Source organism: Pseudomonas sp. KH_017, assembly GCF_057840285.1.
On sequence record NZ_CM174509.1, the window covers coordinates 2728848 to 2746264 of the forward strand.

At 56.9% G+C, this 17417-nt stretch carries 16 protein-coding genes and 1 pseudogene; 7 read left to right on the forward strand and 10 right to left on the reverse strand.

What is annotated here, in order from left to right; translation table 11 throughout:
- Window positions 1-4 precede the first annotated feature (4 nt).
- Window positions 5-856 carry an urea carboxylase-associated family protein gene (locus tag AC3IT6_RS12420; protein WP_489355855.1) on the forward strand — a complete coding sequence of 284 codons (852 nt, stop codon included), beginning with the start codon at window positions 5-7 and terminating at the stop codon, window positions 854-856.
- Window positions 857-1129: 273 nt separating this feature from the next.
- Window positions 1130-1264, forward strand: a pseudogene (locus AC3IT6_RS12425) (transposase domain-containing protein); the annotation flags it as partial.
- 124 nt (window positions 1265-1388) lie between these two features.
- Here AC3IT6_RS12425 and AC3IT6_RS12430 read toward each other — a convergent pair.
- Entirely contained in the window at window positions 1389-1778 is a 390-nt protein-coding gene (locus AC3IT6_RS12430) for a MerR family transcriptional regulator (protein ID WP_489355857.1), read from the reverse strand.
- A 73-nt stretch (window positions 1779-1851) separates the two neighbouring features.
- Here AC3IT6_RS12430 and AC3IT6_RS12435 point away from each other — a divergent pair, with 73 nt between their 5' ends.
- Window positions 1852-2931, forward strand: coding sequence for an SDR family oxidoreductase (locus AC3IT6_RS12435; protein WP_489355859.1), 1080 nt, complete (start codon window positions 1852-1854; stop codon window positions 2929-2931).
- 358 nt (window positions 2932-3289) lie between these two features.
- On the opposite strand, the gene bcaP is transcribed toward AC3IT6_RS12435, so the two are convergent.
- A complete protein-coding gene (bcaP, locus tag AC3IT6_RS12440) occupies window positions 3290-4678 on the reverse strand; it encodes a branched-chain amino acid transporter BcaP (protein ID WP_489355861.1) in 1389 nt (462 codons plus the stop codon).
- A 195-nt stretch (window positions 4679-4873) separates the two neighbouring features.
- On the opposite strand from bcaP, the gene AC3IT6_RS12445 reads away from it, so the two are divergent.
- The 3 genes from AC3IT6_RS12445 to AC3IT6_RS12455 all read left to right on the forward strand — a co-directional run bounded on the left by AC3IT6_RS12445 (window position 4874) and on the right by AC3IT6_RS12455 (window position 7077).
- The gene (locus AC3IT6_RS12445; protein ID WP_489355863.1) at window positions 4874-5404 is read left to right on the forward strand and encodes an Lrp/AsnC family transcriptional regulator; all 531 of its coding nucleotides are present in this window, start codon (window positions 4874-4876) and stop codon (window positions 5402-5404) included.
- Window positions 5405-5545: 141 nt separating this feature from the next.
- Window positions 5546-6445, forward strand: a complete 900-nt coding sequence (locus tag AC3IT6_RS12450; RefSeq protein WP_489355865.1) for a DMT family transporter — start codon at window positions 5546-5548, stop codon at window positions 6443-6445.
- A 161-nt stretch (window positions 6446-6606) separates the two neighbouring features.
- Window positions 6607-7077 carry an autoinducer binding domain-containing protein gene (locus AC3IT6_RS12455; RefSeq protein ID WP_489355867.1) on the forward strand — a complete coding sequence of 157 codons (471 nt, stop codon included), beginning with the start codon at window positions 6607-6609 and terminating at the stop codon, window positions 7075-7077.
- A gap of 14 nt (window positions 7078-7091) precedes the next feature.
- Here the strand turns inward: AC3IT6_RS12455 and AC3IT6_RS12460 are convergent, their stop codons facing one another.
- The 3 genes from AC3IT6_RS12460 to AC3IT6_RS12470 all read right to left on the reverse strand — a co-directional run bounded on the left by AC3IT6_RS12460 (window position 7092) and on the right by AC3IT6_RS12470 (window position 9547).
- On the reverse strand, window positions 7092-7832 hold the full coding sequence (locus tag AC3IT6_RS12460; protein WP_489355869.1) for an NAD-dependent epimerase/dehydratase family protein: 741 nt from the start codon (window positions 7830-7832) through the stop codon (window positions 7092-7094).
- Window positions 7833-7988: 156 nt separating this feature from the next.
- Complete coding sequence (locus AC3IT6_RS12465; protein WP_489356543.1) at window positions 7989-8363, reverse strand: GNAT family N-acetyltransferase; 375 nt, start codon at window positions 8361-8363, stop codon at window positions 7989-7991.
- Window positions 8364-8413: 50 nt separating this feature from the next.
- Window positions 8414-9547, reverse strand: coding sequence for a pyridoxal-phosphate-dependent aminotransferase family protein (locus tag AC3IT6_RS12470; protein ID WP_489355871.1), 1134 nt, complete (start codon window positions 9545-9547; stop codon window positions 8414-8416).
- Window positions 9548-10082: 535 nt separating this feature from the next.
- On the opposite strand from AC3IT6_RS12470, the gene gbdR (AC3IT6_RS12475) reads away from it, so the two are divergent.
- Entirely contained in the window at window positions 10083-11186 is a 1104-nt protein-coding gene (gene gbdR / locus AC3IT6_RS12475) for a choline metabolism transcriptional regulator GbdR (RefSeq protein WP_489355873.1), read from the forward strand.
- An 80-nt stretch (window positions 11187-11266) separates the two neighbouring features.
- Here the strand turns inward: gbdR (AC3IT6_RS12475) and AC3IT6_RS12480 are convergent, their stop codons facing one another.
- The 5 genes from AC3IT6_RS12480 to gabP all read right to left on the reverse strand — a co-directional run bounded on the left by AC3IT6_RS12480 (window position 11267) and on the right by gabP (window position 16887).
- Window positions 11267-12703 carry an NAD(P)(+) transhydrogenase (Re/Si-specific) subunit beta gene (locus AC3IT6_RS12480; RefSeq protein WP_458369570.1) on the reverse strand — a complete coding sequence of 479 codons (1437 nt, stop codon included), beginning with the start codon at window positions 12701-12703 and terminating at the stop codon, window positions 11267-11269.
- Window positions 12700-13056 (reverse strand): NAD(P) transhydrogenase subunit alpha part 2, encoded by a 357-nt coding sequence (locus AC3IT6_RS12485; RefSeq protein ID WP_223441317.1) that lies wholly within the window; start codon window positions 13054-13056, stop codon window positions 12700-12702. The genes AC3IT6_RS12480 and AC3IT6_RS12485 overlap by 4 nt, the downstream gene beginning before the upstream one ends.
- 11 nt (window positions 13057-13067) lie before the next feature.
- Window positions 13068-14189: a Re/Si-specific NAD(P)(+) transhydrogenase subunit alpha gene (locus AC3IT6_RS12490; protein ID WP_223441320.1), complete on the reverse strand. Its 1122-nt coding sequence runs from the start codon at window positions 14187-14189 to the stop codon at window positions 13068-13070.
- 73 nt (window positions 14190-14262) lie between these two features.
- Window positions 14263-15375, reverse strand: a complete 1113-nt coding sequence (gbdR, locus tag AC3IT6_RS12495) for a choline metabolism transcriptional regulator GbdR (RefSeq protein ID WP_489355876.1) — start codon at window positions 15373-15375, stop codon at window positions 14263-14265.
- Between the two features lie 111 nt (window positions 15376-15486).
- Window positions 15487-16887, reverse strand: coding sequence for a GABA permease (gene gabP, locus AC3IT6_RS12500; protein WP_489355878.1), 1401 nt, complete (start codon window positions 16885-16887; stop codon window positions 15487-15489).
- Window positions 16888-17417: the final 530 nt, after the last annotated feature.

The following is a 17417-nucleotide window of genomic DNA, read 5'->3' on the forward strand; positions in this document are numbered from 1 at the left end:
CATCATGTACAAGGATTATCCAGCGGCCTACCAAGTCAGCAAGGGCGCCGCATTGCAGGTAGACAAAGCGTTCTATGACCGCGTGCGCGAAAGCAAGGAAGGCCGCACGCTGGTCGAGCAATTCGAAGTGCCGATTCGCACCGGCCGCGCCTGGAAGGTGCCGGCGGGGCATGTGTTTCGCGTGACCACGCCTGTGGGGCCACAGGTCGGCGACTTCAACGTGTGGAGCGCCAACGATCCCCGCGAACGCATGTGGGCGGCCCGCACCCGTCAGTTGCAAGGCGCGCATGTCACCACCTACGACCGCTTGTGGTCGAACCTGCCGTTCCTGCGACCGATGGTCACCATCACCGACGACAGCCTGGCCGGCTACGGCATCGACGAACATGGCGGCCGTTTGCACGACCTGCTCGGCACCCGCTGCGATCCTTACGTGAACAAGATGCTCACCGGCGAGGATTTCCATCACCATTGCCACTCCAACCTGACCCGCGCAGTGTTGCCGCACGGCCTGACCGAGTTCGACGTGCACGATGTGTTGAACATTTTCCAGTGCACTGGCCTCAATCACGACGACATGTACTTCATGAAGGCGTGCCCGGCGAAGCAGGGCGACTACCTGGAGTTCTTCGCGGAAATCGACCTGCTCTGCGCGCTGTCCACCTGTCCGGGCGGTGACCTGTCATTGCCGATGTGGGGTCCCGACGCGGAGGATCCGCTGAAGGTTTGCCGTCCGCTCGGCGTGGAAATCTACCGTCTCGACGATTCGCTGCTGGAGGGTTGGAAACAGCCTGAGCGCGCCGCTTATAACGGTAACCACGGCTTGATGATTCCCAAGGCCGAGTGGGAAAAGTAAGGACCGAGTCGATTGACACCCGGGATGTCCGCCTGTCCCGAGTGTGTTCGCAAGCTGTCGGCGGACGAATGTTCATGAAGGCGCGATGTTGGTCGGTGAGAATTCATTGAGCCGTTCCTGTCGATCCAGGGAAACAGCGAGCGATCAGTTCGAAGGTTGACTCCTCTTGTCATGGGGCCTTGGCGCTGTTGATGTTTCAGCAAAATGTGGGGCACACAACATCAAAGGTGAATCGGAAATACGCTCGTATCGTCAAAGGCTGGGTGAAAGCCATTGGCCTTGATCCAGTCGGCACGGCTTAACGGCCGTGATCCGTATGCGTATTTAAAGGACGTGCTCACGCGACTGCCGACGCAGCGGGCGAGTGAGATTACCGAGTTGCTGCCGCATGGATGGGCGCCCGTTTAACCACGCAAGTTCTGTTGGGCGGACGCTTACTGTCCAGGGCCTGGCCAGAAGGTTTTAGAAAATGCGTAGGGGGGGCTTGAAACTGGAAGCAGGCTGCAGCTTCCGTTTCCCAGATGCTGACAGTTCAGTTGGAAGAGTTGTTCAACTGCTGAAGCGCAAGTTGCTTGGCAGCACTGGCTTCGAGGTTTGCACGCTCTTCATCCAGATACCGATAAATGCTTTGGAAGTTGGCGATTTTCTGTTTGATTTCTGCCATCTTCTTTTCAATTAGCTTGGCGCCGTCAGCACAATCGATCAGCTTGTTGCGCTGCGCATCCAGAATCTCGCGTATTTCCCCCAGGGAAAATCCCATGCTTTGCGCGTGCTGGATAAAGTCCAGATCCTGCAGAGTTTGCGCTGTGTAAACGCGATAGTTGTTAGTTCGCCGCAGCGGTGAGATCAGGCCGATTTGCTCGTAGTAACGCAGCGTATGGCGGCTGGCGCCGCTGCGGGCCTCGAGTTCACCGATTTTCATGAAAACACCGCTTGACTATAGAGTTGGGTCGATAGTTTACGCTTGATTTCTCACCTTAACCAGGAGCAGGGAAATGAGCGTGGAGTGCTTTGTAACGGGGGGTACCGGCTTCATCGGTCAACATTTGGTGGCGTACCTGAGTGCAAAAGGTCACACCATTCGGGTGTTGATGCGTCGCCCAGAGCGACTGGCTGCACTGCGGGAGCAAGTCGACAATTTGGGAGGGAGCGCAACCCGGGTATTTGCCGTAGCTGGCGATCTGGAACGGGACAACCTCGGGCTGAGTCTTGCTGACCGAGAAGTGCTGAGGCACGCCAGAGTCATATTCCACCTGGGCGCCCACTTCGCTTGGGGGCTTTCAGTGGAGCATTCTCGTGCGGTGAATGTAGAAGGGGCAAAGCGCGTGGCGCTGTTGGCGGCTGAGCAAAAAAGCCGGTTAGTGATGATCGGCGGCTACATGCTGAAAAATCATGAACATCTGCAACGCATCGGGATTGATCCTCGTTATCCGCAGCTGACGAATTGGCCTGCCGTCTACCGGCATGTCGGTGGTTACGAGGGGAGCAAGCTGGAGGCGCATTTTGCGACCCTGGAGGTCATGTCCGCCAAGGGCGGGGAGATTACCGTTGTCCATCCCGCGACGGTTTGTGGCCACAGCCGCACGGGGCATATCCTTGACGGTCAGCCGCTGGTGGAGCTGATACGCAACCTTGTACAGGGAAAGCTGACTGCAGTGCCCGGTACCGCCGAGCACTGGCTACCACTGGTTACCGTGGATTACCTGGTTGAACTGGTGGCGGTTTGTGCTTTTGATCCTGCCATGGTGGGTCAGGAACTGCTGGCGCTTGATGACCAAACTCCCAACTTGCGAGAACTCCTGGTACAGGTGGCAAAACCCGTTGGCTTAAAGTCTCCCAAGCATTACATTTCGCTGCGATTGCTGAAGTTGCTACTGAGTATTCCTCCCGTCGCGCGTTTTTTGAATACAAAACCCGAAGCCTTGGACTTTATCCAGGCCACTCGTTTTGATACAGCGGCGGTCGAGCAATTTGCCAACAGGCATGGAATAGCCAAACCGGATATACGCCAGTCTTTGCAGCACACTGCAACGTTCGTCAACTCATATTGCATAGCGAAGGGCAAGGCCCGCTGACTTCTCCCTTGGGGGCGACAAAGCCGTTAGCCCCGATTAAATGGCGGCAATGGCGGCAGAGCGCGCGGAAGTCGCTAAGCGATTGCTCATCCCATGTGACGGTGAGGTACTGAATATCCGAACCGTAAGGAGCGGGAGTAGGTACCTTGAAAATGGCCAGCTCTGCTGAAATAGTTGGCATTCGGGTTCAAAAAGGCTTCGATAGATGACTCTGCCGGACGCATACGATAAAAAGCAGGATGAATGAGGTGAGGATTGACAGGCGCATGCAATCAGGTGCGCAACTGGAATGCAGTTTCGCACCTGAAAACTATTGGAGGTTGATTGACACTCCAGAGAGACCTGACGAAATGCCGGATCAATGCAACAACGAGCGGCGCCTCGCATAGGCGAAGTAGATCACCAGGCCAATTGCCAACCACGCCCCAAATACCAGCCAGGTCGTCTGCTTGAGGAAGGTCATCAAGGTTACGCAGAACGCGATGGCGAGCAACGGAACAACGGGCACGCCCGGGCATCTGAATGCGCGAGGGAGATCGGGTCGGGTCTTGCGCAATACGATCACTGCCACCGAGATCAGACTGAATGCGGCCAACGTACCGATATTGATCAGCTCGGCGAGGACGTTCAGCGGAATCAGTGCCGAGATCAGCCCGAAGACTATTCCGACCATCCAGGTGGCGAAAAATGGTGTGCCGAATCGTGGATGAACCCTGGAAAGGCGCTGGGGAAGCAGTCCGTCGCGCGACATTGCGTAGATGATCCTGGTTTGACCGTACGCCATAACCAGAATGACAGTCGTCATGCCAATGATTGCGCCTAAATCAACGAACCCGGCGACCCAGCTTTCACCGGCATGTTGCAACGCCAATGAGACCGGATGATCAACGCCAAGGAATTGGGCATAGGGCACGATGCCGGTCATGATCATTGAAACGGCAACGTACAACACTGCACAAACGGCCAAGGAACCGATAATGCCGATGGGGAGGTCACGCGCCGGGTTTTTCACTTCTTCGGCGGCAGAGGAAACCGCATCGAAACCAATAAAAGCAAAAAAAACCAAGGCCGAAGCACTCAAAATGCCTTGGCCACCGAAGGGCGCGAAAGGTTGCCAGTTAGCCGGCTGAACATGTCGCACACCAACGGCGATGAAGAGCAGCACCACGGCGATCTTGATGATCACCATCACGTTGTTTACGCGCGCGGATTCCTTGATGCCCATGGAAAGCATCCAGGTAATTGCCAGCATAATCACCAGCGCGGGTAGGTTGAACCAGGTTTCCACACCGGGCAAAGAGCCTGGAGCCGCCGTAAGCACAACCGGAAGACTCAGCCCAAATCCGCTCAGCAAGGACTGGAAGTAACCCGACCACCCAACAGACACAGCCGAACTGGCCAGTCCGTATTCGAGCATCAGATCCCAGCCGATCATCCAGGCCACCAACTCTCCCAGCGTCGCGTAGCTGTAGGTGTAAATCGAGCCTGCTACCGGTACAGATGAGGCGAACTCGGCATAACAGAGCGCCGCAAATGCACAGGCCAACGCCGCTAACAGGAATGAAACCATGAGGGCCGGTCCCGCAGTCAATGCGCCGGTTCCGGTCAATACAAAGATGCCCGTCCCCACGATTGCACCGATACCAATCAGGACCAGATCCAGCGGCCCCAGCACTTTTTTCAACCCGGCAGGAGCTCGGGCAGCAGCAATCATTGCGTCCAGGTCTTTTGTTCTGAAAATGCTCAATATTGCCTCCGTTGTTACTTGTTTTTATTGTCAGAGCCAGTGGCTTGGGTGTCGGAAATGACAAGAAATTGTATTTCAGTGCCTCGAAAATTAGCTTTCGAAACGGATCTGTATTTAATTATTTTCAGACGTTAATTATCCAAAATGTGTTCTTTATGTAATTTCCTTTCTAATATTTGTCGTTTCTGGAAATGGATGCTTGATCAAGGACCTGCGGGATGGGGCCAATCGCCCTACCGCGTACTCATTGTTAAAGGGAGAGAACACATGGCGGAAATGGATAAGGTTGATCGTTCAATTCTGGAAATTCTGCAAATGAATGGTCGCCTGACGAACGCCGAGATCGCCACTCGTGTCTGCCTGTCAGCGCCGGCCTGCTGGAAGCGCCTGAAGCGCCTGGAAGAGGAGGTGATTGTCGGGTATCACGCGCACTTGAACCCAAAGACCATGGGGCTGGGACTTTTTGCTTTCATCAGCGTCACCCTCGATAGCCACTCCGAGGACGCCATGGAGCATTTCGAAGCGGGCGTTCTGGCGCTGCCCAACATTATTGCCTGTCACAAAGTGTCGGGGAAATACGACTACCTCTTGCAGGTAGTCGTCAAAGACATGGAGGCATTCCATGAGCTCGCCATGCATCGCATACGTACGCTCGGCAATATCAAGGAAATGTACACCGGGTTTTCGCTCAAGGAGATCAAGCACTGCAATACCTTGCCACTGTAAGTGCCTGGACTTGCCCCTTGTTCAGGACGAGTCACACAATCAATGCCGGGTTTGGCGGGATCTTTGTATCCTCGAACTTGGCGCCGTCGATGTGGGCTGGCATTCTATCTAACGACAAAGCAACGACAGGGACCGTCATCAATGCAATCCAGTTTCAGCAAAGGCGTCATGTTTGCACTCTCCGCCGCGGCACTGAACGCGACGATCGGTGTGCTTAGCAAAGTACTCATGAGTAATGGCTTCACTGCCAGCAGTGTGGCCGTCATCAAGACCCTGCTGGGTTGCCTGCTACTTTCGATCCTGTTGCTTTTCCTCAAGCGCCCGGCGTCTACGGCCAAATGGTCTCAGGCGGCAATCTGCGCCTTCCTTGGCATCTTCGTGCTGTTTCACTTCGAAACGTCCGCCTATCGGCATTACGCTGCGGCAGGTGTAGTGGTGGTGCTGATGGCCAGTGCCTCGATTTCCTCGATCATCCTGGGGCGCATTTTCCTCAAGGATGCCATCACCGCGAACGCGACCGTGGGCGCCGCACTGGCCATCGCCGGGATCGCGGTGATCTTTGGCGCCGACCTGCAACAGGGCTTTACCCTGCAAGGTGCTGCGCTTGCCTCCATGGCCGGCTGCGGTTATGGGGCCTTTTCGGTTGCCATGAAGCAGATGGGCGTGTCCGGGGGGCTGCACCTCACCCGGCAATTGCTGTTTTTTGGCAGCCTGTACCTGCTGATGCCGACTGCGGCCGATGGTTTCGTGATCGGCGAGCTGTCGCCATTGGCGATCGCCGCACTGCTGGCGCTGGCCGCGCTGCCGACCATCCTCGGCTTCTTTTGCACCACCAAGGCCATCGAATATCTCAAGCCATCCCAGGTGCAGGCGCTGGAACTGACCGAGCCGCTGTTCGCCGCGCTGCTGGCGTTTGTGGTGCTCCATGAAGTACCGCGCGAAAGCCTGTTCGCGGGGGCGGCACTGATCATCGTCGGGCTGTGTTTCTCCAATGAGCTGATCCGCTTGGGCAGTAAAGCCCCGACCCCGACGACTGAGTGAGCGATTGACGGGGCCTTTGCTGGCATATTGACTTCAATGCTCCCCGTCACTACCTTGCCGCCCCACTTTAATGGCAGGGCTCGATTTCCCTCGTGCTATCTCAGGATGAGAGCACCGTCGAACGGTGTGATCTTGGAAGGGAATGACCATGCTGGTAATGGATGATCCGGTACAACCCGGTAAGACGGAGCGCTTCGAGGACTGGCTGGGGGAGCCTGAAAACACTGACGTGTAGACTGGGTTACTCGAATTTCCTGTTGGGCGTAAAGCCTGGTCCTGGTACGCCCAACCAGCAGGTATTGATTCAAAGCAACTACCCGGTTACCTGGCGCAATCATTACTACAGCCAGGCCTATGCAGCGATAGACCCGATCGTGCATCACTGCCTCAACTCTAACCTGGCGCTGCTCTGGAACCGGGAGAACTACCGTCGGCCCGCGGAATCGGCGTTCTTCGAAGAAGCCGCGATGCATGGGCTCCAGTTGGGGCTGGCAGCCATTTGCAACGGATTTGACCCGCACCCCTGGCAACCAAGACTGGCAGTGAACGGCCAGAAGCGGTCTCTCGAAAATCATCAGAGTGGCTCCGACAAAATACGGCCAACTTCTGTCGGATCAGTTAGTCGTTCTTAACGTATTACTTGTGTTCAATTAGATTGAGCGTTTCCTTCCAGAATCTCAAACCCATCATCAAGGGGGGCGTATCCAACAACTTTTCTGGTCTTATCAATAGAAAGGCGCTTATACCTGTTGTCTGAGACCCCATGGATAACGTGGAATCCGTTCAGTTCGGCCTCAACGCAATTTCTAAGCAGTGCGACAACATCCTTAAAACTGATAAAAGCAGCTACGTCCCTAGGACTGTGGCTCTCCCCTTGGTGAAACTTGGCTACGTTTGCAATACGGACTGCGATTGTTGTCATGTGACCATCGTTTGCATACATCGAAGCGAGAGCTTCCCCAAACACTTTGCTGACCCCGTAAAGATTGCCTGGTTTAGGTGCCATACATTCATGTATCTGGACATCTTTTGGATAACCTTCAATAGTCTGGGCACTGCTCGCAAATATGAAGCGCTTGCAGCCTTGAGCCCTTGCGGCGAATAGCATGTTGTAGGTCCCCACAATATTCACAGGAAGCAGGGAGGTCATGAAATCGGCGTCTGGGTTAGGGTCAGCAGCTAGATGAATCACGGTATGTATGCCTTCGCAAGCTTCAAGGCAACTGGCTTGATCCCTGATGTCGAGAGAGAAACGTTGTGCCGAGTCCGGAAGTTTTGAAACGTCTATATCGGCTAAACGCAAATCTGACTTATCGCCTTGCGCTGTCCAAAAAGCGCTGCCGATCTGGCCCGCAGCACCTGTGACTAAAATTTTTCGTGTTCTCATTTCAGCATGTCCTTATGGTAAACCTCACTCTAGCCTCCCAGCCTTGTGGACGGTTTACAACCTCCAATAAGGGTGACAAGCATCAATTCTAAAGTCCGCTGCTGGCCGATTGTGGTCCCCAACGAAAGCAGCTATCGGGCCAAGATCAAAACGCTGTCAGCACAACGACTTCTGGTAATAGAGCCGGGTATGTCCCGGTGGATAGTCTGCCAGGCGTCCGAATTCGGAGTAGCCAAGTTTTTGATAAAAACCGGGTACTTGAAAGCTGAAGGTCTCCAGCCAGATACCAGTGCAGTTCTTTTTCTGAGCGATATCTTCGGCCATGCGCATTCGCCGTTCTCCGATACCTTGGCCACGCATCGACTCGGGAACGCTGACAAGATCAATGAGCAGCCAGCGATAGGAGACCTTGCCGTACAGCCCGCCTATAACTTCGTTACTGTCAGGGTCTCGTAGCAACAGGGCAAATGTTTCATGGGCGTCGTCCCCTCCGTTGGCCAGATTATGGGCCGGCAGTGCCCAGGGCAGGATGCCTTCCTGGAATTCACAGGTTCGTTATGTGCTGCGGGCAAGATGAGGGCTTAGTTAACCATCACCTCGTCCAGTGCCTGCTCGAGGGTGCTGACCGTGCGCTCGATATTGTGCAGCTTTTCGAGTCCGAACAGACCGATGCGGAAGGTCTGGAAGTCGGCCGGCTCGTCGCATTGCAACGGCACTCCGGCGGCGATCTGTAGGCCGTGGTTGGCAAATTTCTTACCGCTCTTGATGTCGGCATCATCGGTGTAGCTCACCACTACGCCAGGGGCCTGAAAGCCGGCTGCGGCCACGCTTTTGATGCCTTTGCCGGTCAACATTGCGCGCACCCGATCGCCCAGAACCTGTTGTTCGCCGCGGACCTTGTCGAAACCGTAGGCTTGTGTCTCTTTCATCACTTCGTTAAATCGCGCGAGGGAATCGCTGGGCATGGTCGCATGGTAGGCATGTCCGCCCTGTTCGTAGGCCTGCATGATCTGAAGCCACTTTTTCAGGTCGCAGGCGAAGCTGCTGCTATGCGTCTGTTCGATGCGCTCGAGGGCCAAAGAACTGAGCATCACCAGGGCGCAGCAAGGGGAGGCGCTCCAGCCTTTCTGCGGTGCGCTGATCAGCAGGTCGACTGCGCATTTGTGCATATCAACCCAAAGCGTGCCTGAGGCGATGCAGTCCAGCACGAACAGGCCACCCACCGCATGCACGGCGTCGCCGACGGCCCGCAGGTACTCGTCGGGCAGGATAATCCCTGATGAGGTTTCAACGTGGGGGGCGAAGACAATCTGCGGCCTCGAAGCCTGAATGGCTGCCAGCACTTCGTCCAGAGGGGGTGGGGCGTAGGCAGCCTGGCGACCAGTGTCGACCGGCCGGGCTTTCAGCACCGTGGTGGCCGCCGGGATGTTGCCCATCTCAAGGATCTGGCTCCAGCGATAACTGAACCAGCCGTTGCGTATCACCAGACATTGCTGGTCGGTGGCAAACTGTCGCGCCACCGCTTCCATGCCGAATGTGCCGCTGCCCGGGACCACCGCAACAGCCTGGGCGTTGTAGACCTGTTTCAGGGTCCTGGAAATGTTCTTCATCACGCCTTGAAATGACTGCGACATGTGATTGAGCGAGCGGTCGGTGTAGACCACTGAGTACTCGACCAGCCCCTCGGGATCGATACTGGGATATAGCTTTGACATGGGGTGACTCCTTTGGCAGAGATGTCAGTGGTATCGAACCTGCCCTAAGCCTTGGCAAATGACAAGATTACTCGGGATTGAATTACGACTTCTGTCGAGCGGCTGGAATCATCAGGTCGATTACTGGACGTAGCAATGCTCGCAGGTGGCTGCTGAGTTGCGGGAGGGTGGGCCTTAAAGGTTCCTTGTGTCAGCCCAAATCGGGGCATTGGTTGTTACTTTATTCAAAAACCGACATGTGGATGTCGGTGACAAGTAAGTTGTCGTTTATAGGCATCTCTCGCGTATATGCTACGAAAGTGCACAACATTGATGAACGCAGGCGCAAACTCAAGCGTTTTCCCTATGGCTCCCGCCCTGCAAACCCTCAGCATAGAGACATTGGGTGATGTCGTTTTTGGATCCACTCAAAGTTATGTAATTGGGTATGACCTTTGCAGATTGAATAGGAATAAACCCACCAACTTTTGGATGGGATAATAAAAAGAGCCTTTGCCTGAGGCCATTCACCCGCTTTGTGTGAGGAGATACCGCGATGACGTCGTTCAACTCCGGGGCCCAACCCCAGAACCGTGCGCCTCAATCCATCGGCTTTCTGCTGCTGGACAATTTCACGCTGATTTCTCTGGCGTCCGCTGTAGAACCGCTGCGGATGGCCAACCAGTTGTCCGGTCGCGAGCTGTATCGCTGGACCACCCTCACCGTTGATGGCGGCCAGGTCTGGGCCAGTGATGGCCTGCAAATCACCCCTGACGCCTCCATGCACAAAGCCCCGCCAATGGACACGATCATCGTTTGCGGTGGCGTCGGCATTCAGCGCACCGTTACCCGTGAACACGTATCCTGGTTGCAAAGCCAGGCCCGCAAGGCCTGCCGCCTCGGCGCGGTGTGCACCGGCAGCTGGGCCCTGGCCTGCGCCGGCCTGCTCGATGGTTTCGATTGCAGCGTGCACTGGGAGTGCCTGGCGGCGATGCAGGAAGCTTTCCCGCGGATCGTAATGAGTACCCGTTTGTTCACCCTCGACCGTAACCGCTTCACCAGCTCCGGAGGCACCGCGCCGCTGGACATGATGCTGCACCTGATCAGCCGTGATCACGGGCGTGAACTGTCCGCCGCGATCTCGGAAATGTTTGTCTACGAGCGCATCCGCAACGAGCAGGATCACCAGCGCGTGCCGCTCAAGCACATGCTCGGCACCAATCAACCGAAGTTGCAGGAAATCGTCGCGCTGATGGAGGCCAACCTCGAAGAGCCGATCGACCTGGACGAACTGGCGGTGTATGTCGACGTGTCCCGTCGTCAGCTGGAGCGGCTGTTCCAGAAGTACCTGCACTGTTCGCCGTCGCGTTACTACCTGAAACTGCGTCTGGTCCGTGCGCGCCAGTTGCTCAAGCAAACACCGATGTCGATCATCGAAGTGGCTTCGATCTGTGGCTTCGTGTCCACGCCGCACTTCTCCAAGTGCTACCGCGAATACTTCGGCATTCCGCCGCGTGACGAGCGCGTCGGTTCCAATACCGCGCAGCAGGTGGCGATGATACCGCTGCCGCAAGCATTGGTGCTCTCGCCGTTGGCCGGTTCGATGTCAGCTTTGAGCCAGGCACGTAACGAATCAACTTTTGCCAGCGTTCGTCTATAAGTCTTCATCCCTATCCTGCGAAAGCGTAACGTTCGCAGGATAGGGGGGCGCTTCATTTTAGTGTTGCGCTGAGGCAGGTTTTACTCGACGGCTTTGACCATGTCTTCGATGACCTTTTTAGCGTCGCCGAACACCATCATGGTCTTGTCCAGGTAGAACAGTTCGTTGTCCAGGCCGGCGTAGCCGCTGGCCATCGAGCGCTTGTTGACGATGATGGTCTTGGCCTTGAACGCCTCGAGGATCGGCATGCCGGCAATCGGCGATTTCGGATCGTTCTTCGCCGCCGGGTTGACCACGTCGTTGGCGCCCAGCACCAGTACCACGTCGGCCTGGCCGAACTCGGAGTTGATGTCGTCCATCTCGAACACCTGGTCGTAAGGCACTTCGGCCTCGGCCAGCAACACGTTCATGTGGCCGGGCATACGACCGGCAACCGGGTGGATCGCATACTTCACGGTCACGCCGCGGTGGGTCAGCTTCTCGGTCAGTTCCTTCAGCGCATGCTGTGCCCGGGCTACCGCCAGGCCGTAGCCCGGCACGATGATCACGGTGTCGGCGTTGGTCAGCAGGAAGGTCGCGTCGTCAGCCGAACCGGATTTCACCGGACGGGCTTCTTTCGAGCCCGCCGGGCCGGCCGCATCCGCCGTATTGCCGAAACCGCCGAGCAGTACGTTAAAGAAGGAGCGGTTCATCGCCTTGCACATGATGTACGAGAGGATCGCACCGCTTGAGCCCACCAGCGAACCGGCGATGATCAGCATCGAGTTGTTCAGCGAGAAACCGATACCCGCCGCTGCCCAGCCGGAGTAGCTGTTGAGCATCGACACGACCACTGGCATGTCCGCGCCACCGATCGGGATGATGATCAGCACGCCGAGCACGAAGGCCAGGGCCAGCATCACGGCGAAAGCGGTGTAGTCGCCGGTGAGCATGAAGGTCACGCCCAGGCCCAGTGTGGCCAGGCCCAGCAGCAGGTTCAGCTTGTGCTGGCCACTGAACTGTACCGGTGCACCCTGGAACAGGCGGAACTTGTACTTGCCGGACAGCTTGCCGAACGCAATCACCGACCCGGAGAAGGTGATTGCACCGATGGCGGCACCGAGGAACAGTTCCAGGCGGTTACCGGCCGGGATGGCGTCACCGAGTTGCTTGACGATGCCCAGCGACTGCGGCTCGACCACGGCAGCCACGGCGATGAACACCGCCGCCAGGCCGATCATGCTGTGCATGAAGGCGACCAGCTCGGGCATCTTGGTCATTTCAACGCGTTTGGCCATGATCGAACCGGCAGTGCCGCCGATCAGAAGGCCGACGATCACGTAGACGATGCCGTCATGGGCCAACTCGGAACCCAACTTGTAGATCAGGCCGACCGTGGTGAGGATCGCCAGGCCCATGCCGAGCATGCCGAACAGGTTGCCACGACGCGACGTGGTGGGGTGTGAGAGGCCCTTGAGCGCCTGGATGAAGCAGACCGAGGCGATCAAATACAGGGACGTAACCAGGTTCATGCTCATGCTTGCTGCACCTCAGCCTTGGCTGCTGCGGCTTTGGCTGCCGGAGCTTTTGCCGGAGCCGCTTTTTTCTTGAACATTTCCAGCATGCGCCGGGTCACCAGGAAGCCACCAAACACGTTGACTGCGGCCAGGGCCACGGCCAGGGTGCCCATGGTCTTGCCCAGCGGGGTCACGGTGAGGGCGGCGGCGAGCATGGCGCCGACGATCACAATGGCCGAGATGGCATTGGTGACGGCCATCAGTGGCGTGTGCAGAGCAGGTGTCACGTTCCAGACCACGTGGTACCCGACATAGATAGCCAGCACGAAGATGATCAGGTTGTAGATACCGTCAGAGATCAGCATGTCTTCCATTGTTTTTATCCTCAGCCGTTCTTGCGCACGATCTGGCCGTCGCGGCACATCAGGCACGCGGCGACGATATCGTCTTCAAGGTTGATCACCAGTTGTCCTTCTTTATCGAACAACAGTTTCATGAAGTCCAGCAGGTTGCGGGCGTACAGCGCCGAAGCGTCAGCCGCCACGGCGCTGGCCAGGTTGGTCGGGCCAACGATGGTCACGCCATTTTCGACGACCACCTGATCGGCCACGGTCAGCGGGCAATTGCCGCCCTGGGCGGCCGCGAGGTCGATGACCACCGAGCCCGGTTTCATCTGTGACACGGTTTGCGCGCTGAGCAGTGTCGGTGCCTTGCGGCCGGGAATCAGCGCGGTGGTGATAACGATGTCAGCCTGCTTGGCGCGTTCGTGCACGGCGGCGGCCTGGCGCTGCATCCAGCTGGCCGGCATCGGGCGGGCGTAACCGCCGACACCGACGGCGCATTCACGCTCTTCGTCGGTCTCGTAAGGCACGTCGACGAACTTGGCGCCGAGGGATTCGATCTGCTCTTTTACCGCAGGACGCACGTCCGACGCTTCGATCACCGCCCCCAGGCGTTTCGCCGTAGCGATGGCCTGCAAACCGGCCACGCCAGCACCGAGGATCAGCACGCGGGCCGCTTTCACGGTGCCCGCAGCGGTCATCAGCATCGGCATGAAACGCGGGTAGTAGTGCGCGGCCAGCAACACAGCCTTGTAACCGGCGATGTTGGCTTGCGACGACAGCACATCCAGGCTCTGAGCGCGGGAGGTACGAGGCGCGGCTTCCAGGGCAAAGGCGGTAATGCCGCACTCGGCCATTTTAGCGATGGTTTCATTGCTGAACGGATTGAGCATGCCCACCACTATGGTGCCGCTCTTGATCAGTGCGAGCTCACTGTCGCTGGGGGCGACGACTTTGAGAATCAGCTCTGCACCAAACGCATCGTTGGCGCTGCCAATGCTTGCGCCTGCCGCTTCATAGGCACTGTCGACAACGCTGGCATTAATGCCGGCGCCGCTTTGTACAGTGACCTTATGGCCCTGGCCGATCAGCTTCTTGATGGTTTCCGGGGTTGCAGCAACCCGTGTTTCACCGGTCTGGGTTTCGAGAGGAACACCAATGTGCACGTCAAATCTCCTGCGTGATCTTATTGAGTAAACCCATGCACTGCGGATGAATGGGGACGGCAGGGACGGCCGATCAGCACGATTGCGCCAAATCGGAACGATCAATCATCCGAACACTGGCAAAAGTCGATTCGTTTCGTGCCTGGTCGAGCGCTGTCAGCGGTCTGGTCGATGAATGCTGCGTAGTCGCAAGCGTTGCAGGTTTGCCACTCATTTCAGAGCCGGAACGCTCGTCGCTGGGTGGAACACCAAAGTACTCGCGATAGCATTTGGAAAAGTGGGGTGTGGACACGAAACCGCATACATACGCCAACTCAATGATCGACAATGATGTTTGCTTAAGCAGTTGTCGCGCTCGAATTAGACGTAATCTCAGGTAGTAGCGTGACGGCGTACAGTGAAGGTATTTCTGAAATAGCCGCTCCAGCTGTCGACGTGACAGATCAACGTATTCGGCAAGGTTATCCAGGTCGAGCGGTTCCTCGAGGTTGGCCTCCATCAACGCGACGATCTCCTGCAACTTGGGCTGATGAGTTCCCAGCACATGCCTGAGCGGAACGCGCTGATGGTCCTGTTCGTTGCGTATGCGCTCGTAGACAAACATCTCAGAGATGGCGGCGGATAATTCACGACCATGATCGCGACCGATCAGGTGCAGCATCATGTCCAGCGGCGCTGTTCCCCCGGAGCTTGTGAATCGGTTTCGGTCGAGGGTGAAGAGACTCGCGCTGATGCTGACTCGTGGGAAAGCTTCCTGCATGGCAGCCAAACATTCCCAATGCACGCTGCACTCGTAGCCGTCGAGCAGCCCGGCTTTGGCGAGCGCCCAGCTGCCGGTGCACACACCTCCCAACCGTCTGGATTGACGCGCCAAGGCTTGCAGCCAAGTAATGTGCTCGCGGGTAATCACACTCTGGATTCCAACACCACCGCACACGATTACAGTGTCCGCCACTAATGGATTGTTCCACGAAGCATCCGGAGTGATCGGCACGCCGTCACTGGCCCAGACAGGCTCTCCATCGGGGCTGAACGTATGCCAGCGGTATAGCTCTCGCCCCGACAACTGATTGGCCATGCGCAGTGGCTCTACGGCGGACGCCAGGGAAATCAACGTGAATTTATCCAACAGCAGAAAACCAACGGATTGAGTCGTACCGCCGGACACGGTGGAGTTCGATGACATCGTGGTCATGTCCTCACAAAGAGCGATTACGGCCTGAGACACAGGAGCTTGTAATTCCCCCCAGCCTCGGCGTAGGGAGCATCAGGTTCGGCGCAAATACCTCCTTGGTTTTTATCCCACTGACGTTGCCCTTGCATCCCGCGCAGGCTGACGCGATGTCACAAGACCGATAAAGGAAATCGCCAGCGCCAGGCCAATGGTCGAGCTCACTTCGCTACGGTGTTCCGGGGTGACCATCATCACCGCCAGCGCTGCGCAAATGAACGCGATCACCAGCCAGGTGAGCCACGGGAACAGCCACATGCGAAAGGCCAGTTCGACATTCTGTCGGCGCAGCATCCGACGCATACGCAACTGCGACACTGCAATGGCCAGATACACCAGCAAGGCAATCGCACCGGAGCTGGCCAGCAGGAAGTCAAACAGCCCGGCGGGCATGAAGTAGCTCCACACGGTGATCGCTGCGCCCAGCACGGTGCTGGCGATGACGGCTGCCCGCGGCACGCCTTCGGAGGAGGTCGCCTTCAGCGCCTTCGGCGCATCGCCACGACGGCCCAGCGAGTACAGCATGCGCGAGGCAATGTAGATCGAGGAGTTCATGCAGCTGGCCACGGCGATCAGCACCACCACGTCCACCATGAACTTGGCGTTGGGAATGTTCATGATTTCCAGTGCCCGCTGGTAGGAGCCTACCTGGGCCAGCAGCGGATCGTTCCAGGGCACCACGGAGATGACCACGAAAATCGACAACAGGTAGAACACGCCGATGCGCCAGATCACCGAACGCGTGGCTTTGGCAATGTTCTGCGACGGGTTGTCGGATTCGGCGGCGGCGATGGTGACCGCTTCAGTACCAATGAAGCTGAACATGATGGTGATGAAAGCGCCGACTACCGCCGACAGGCCGTTGGGGGCAAGTCCGCCATGCTCGGCCATCAGTCCGCTCAAGCCGCTGACTTCCCGATCGGGAACCCAGCCCATCAGCACGGCAAAACCCACGCCGATGAAACCGATGATCGCCACCACCTTGGCCATGGCGAACCAGAACTCGAATTCACCGTACTTGGACACGCTGAACAGATTGGTGATCACCAACGCAATGATCGACACCAGGGCGAACAGCCAGGCATCGATCTGGGGAAACCATTGGTTCAACACATGGCCGGCGGCCAGTGCTTCGATAGGGATCACCAGCACCCAGAACCACCAGTAGAGCCAACCGATGGTGAAGCCTGCCCAACGACCTATTGCCTGGTCGGCATAGGTGGAGAACGAGCCGGTGTCCGGGTTGGCCACCGCCATTTCACCGAGCATGCGCATGACCAGAACGACCAGCAGGCCGGAGAATAGGTACGCCAGTAGGACTGCTGGGCCAGCAGCTGCAATGGCATGTCCTGAGCCAACGAATAAACCGGCGCCGATAATCCCGGCGATAGACAGCATTGTTACGTGACGAGGCTTGAAGCCCTGCGCCAATTGGCCACTCGAATCCTTGGAGTTCGGGCTAATCATTGGTTTTTTTTTCTCTGCTGATCGAGATTTAAGCGAATTGATAGGGGCAACGGATCATCATTGTTGCCTGCTGGCCTTCCTGAAAGTGGCACCCTTCAAACGCTGCAGTTCTTATCAAACCCATCTTCGCGATGTGGTTATTTCGATGAAAAGATGCGCCACCTTACCCGGCTTGTCCGACGTTTCAGTTACCTGTTCGCGTCGCCTTCTTGTCTGATATCGACACATGCAAATTTAGCGTTCACGGTGAATACCAATCGGTCATGAAATGGCCAGGCGCAATTATTTTGTTTTGTTGAAGAATCTGCTAGAGCAGCAACGGATGGGGATAGCTTGGAAGGTTTAAGCGGGCGAGAAGGTTTCGGGACCAGGGCCGCGAGATCTCTCTGGGACGAGCGGATTGGATGATTACTGCCTGTCGCGACCGGTTGAAAACGACCCTTTGCAGACATTCATAACAATTAAGCTAAAAGGCCGGCTTTAGCCGGTCGCGGTGAACGAAGCGAACGATTTGAACGCATTGTCAGGCG

Bases quoted from the DNA above. Each gene is read 5' to 3' on its own strand.
- AC3IT6_RS12420 (WP_489355855.1), top strand. From the start codon at position 5: ATGTACAAGGATTATCCAGCGGCCTACCAAGTCAGCAAGGGCGCCGCA.
- AC3IT6_RS12430 (WP_489355857.1), bottom strand. From the start codon at position 1,778: ATGAAAATCGGTGAACTCGAGGCCCGCAGCGGCGCCAGCCGCCATACG.
- AC3IT6_RS12435 (WP_489355859.1), top strand. From the start codon at position 1,852: ATGAGCGTGGAGTGCTTTGTAACGGGGGGTACCGGCTTCATCGGTCAA.
- AC3IT6_RS12445 (WP_489355863.1), top strand. From the start codon at position 4,874: ATGCTTGATCAAGGACCTGCGGGATGGGGCCAATCGCCCTACCGCGTA.
- AC3IT6_RS12450 (WP_489355865.1), top strand. From the start codon at position 5,546: ATGCAATCCAGTTTCAGCAAAGGCGTCATGTTTGCACTCTCCGCCGCG.
- AC3IT6_RS12455 (WP_489355867.1), top strand. From the start codon at position 6,607: ATGATCCGGTACAACCCGGTAAGACGGAGCGCTTCGAGGACTGGCTGG.
- AC3IT6_RS12460 (WP_489355869.1), bottom strand. From the start codon at position 7,832: ATGAGAACACGAAAAATTTTAGTCACAGGTGCTGCGGGCCAGATCGGC.
- AC3IT6_RS12470 (WP_489355871.1), bottom strand. From the start codon at position 9,547: ATGTCAAAGCTATATCCCAGTATCGATCCCGAGGGGCTGGTCGAGTAC.
- gbdR (WP_489355873.1), top strand. From the start codon at position 10,083: ATGACGTCGTTCAACTCCGGGGCCCAACCCCAGAACCGTGCGCCTCAA.
- AC3IT6_RS12480 (WP_458369570.1), bottom strand. From the start codon at position 12,703: ATGAGCATGAACCTGGTTACGTCCCTGTATTTGATCGCCTCGGTCTGC.
- AC3IT6_RS12485 (WP_223441317.1), bottom strand. From the start codon at position 13,056: ATGGAAGACATGCTGATCTCTGACGGTATCTACAACCTGATCATCTTC.
- gbdR (WP_489355876.1), bottom strand. From the start codon at position 15,375: ATGTCATCGAACTCCACCGTGTCCGGCGGTACGACTCAATCCGTTGGT.
- gabP (WP_489355878.1), bottom strand. From the start codon at position 16,887: ATGATTAGCCCGAACTCCAAGGATTCGAGTGGCCAATTGGCGCAGGGC.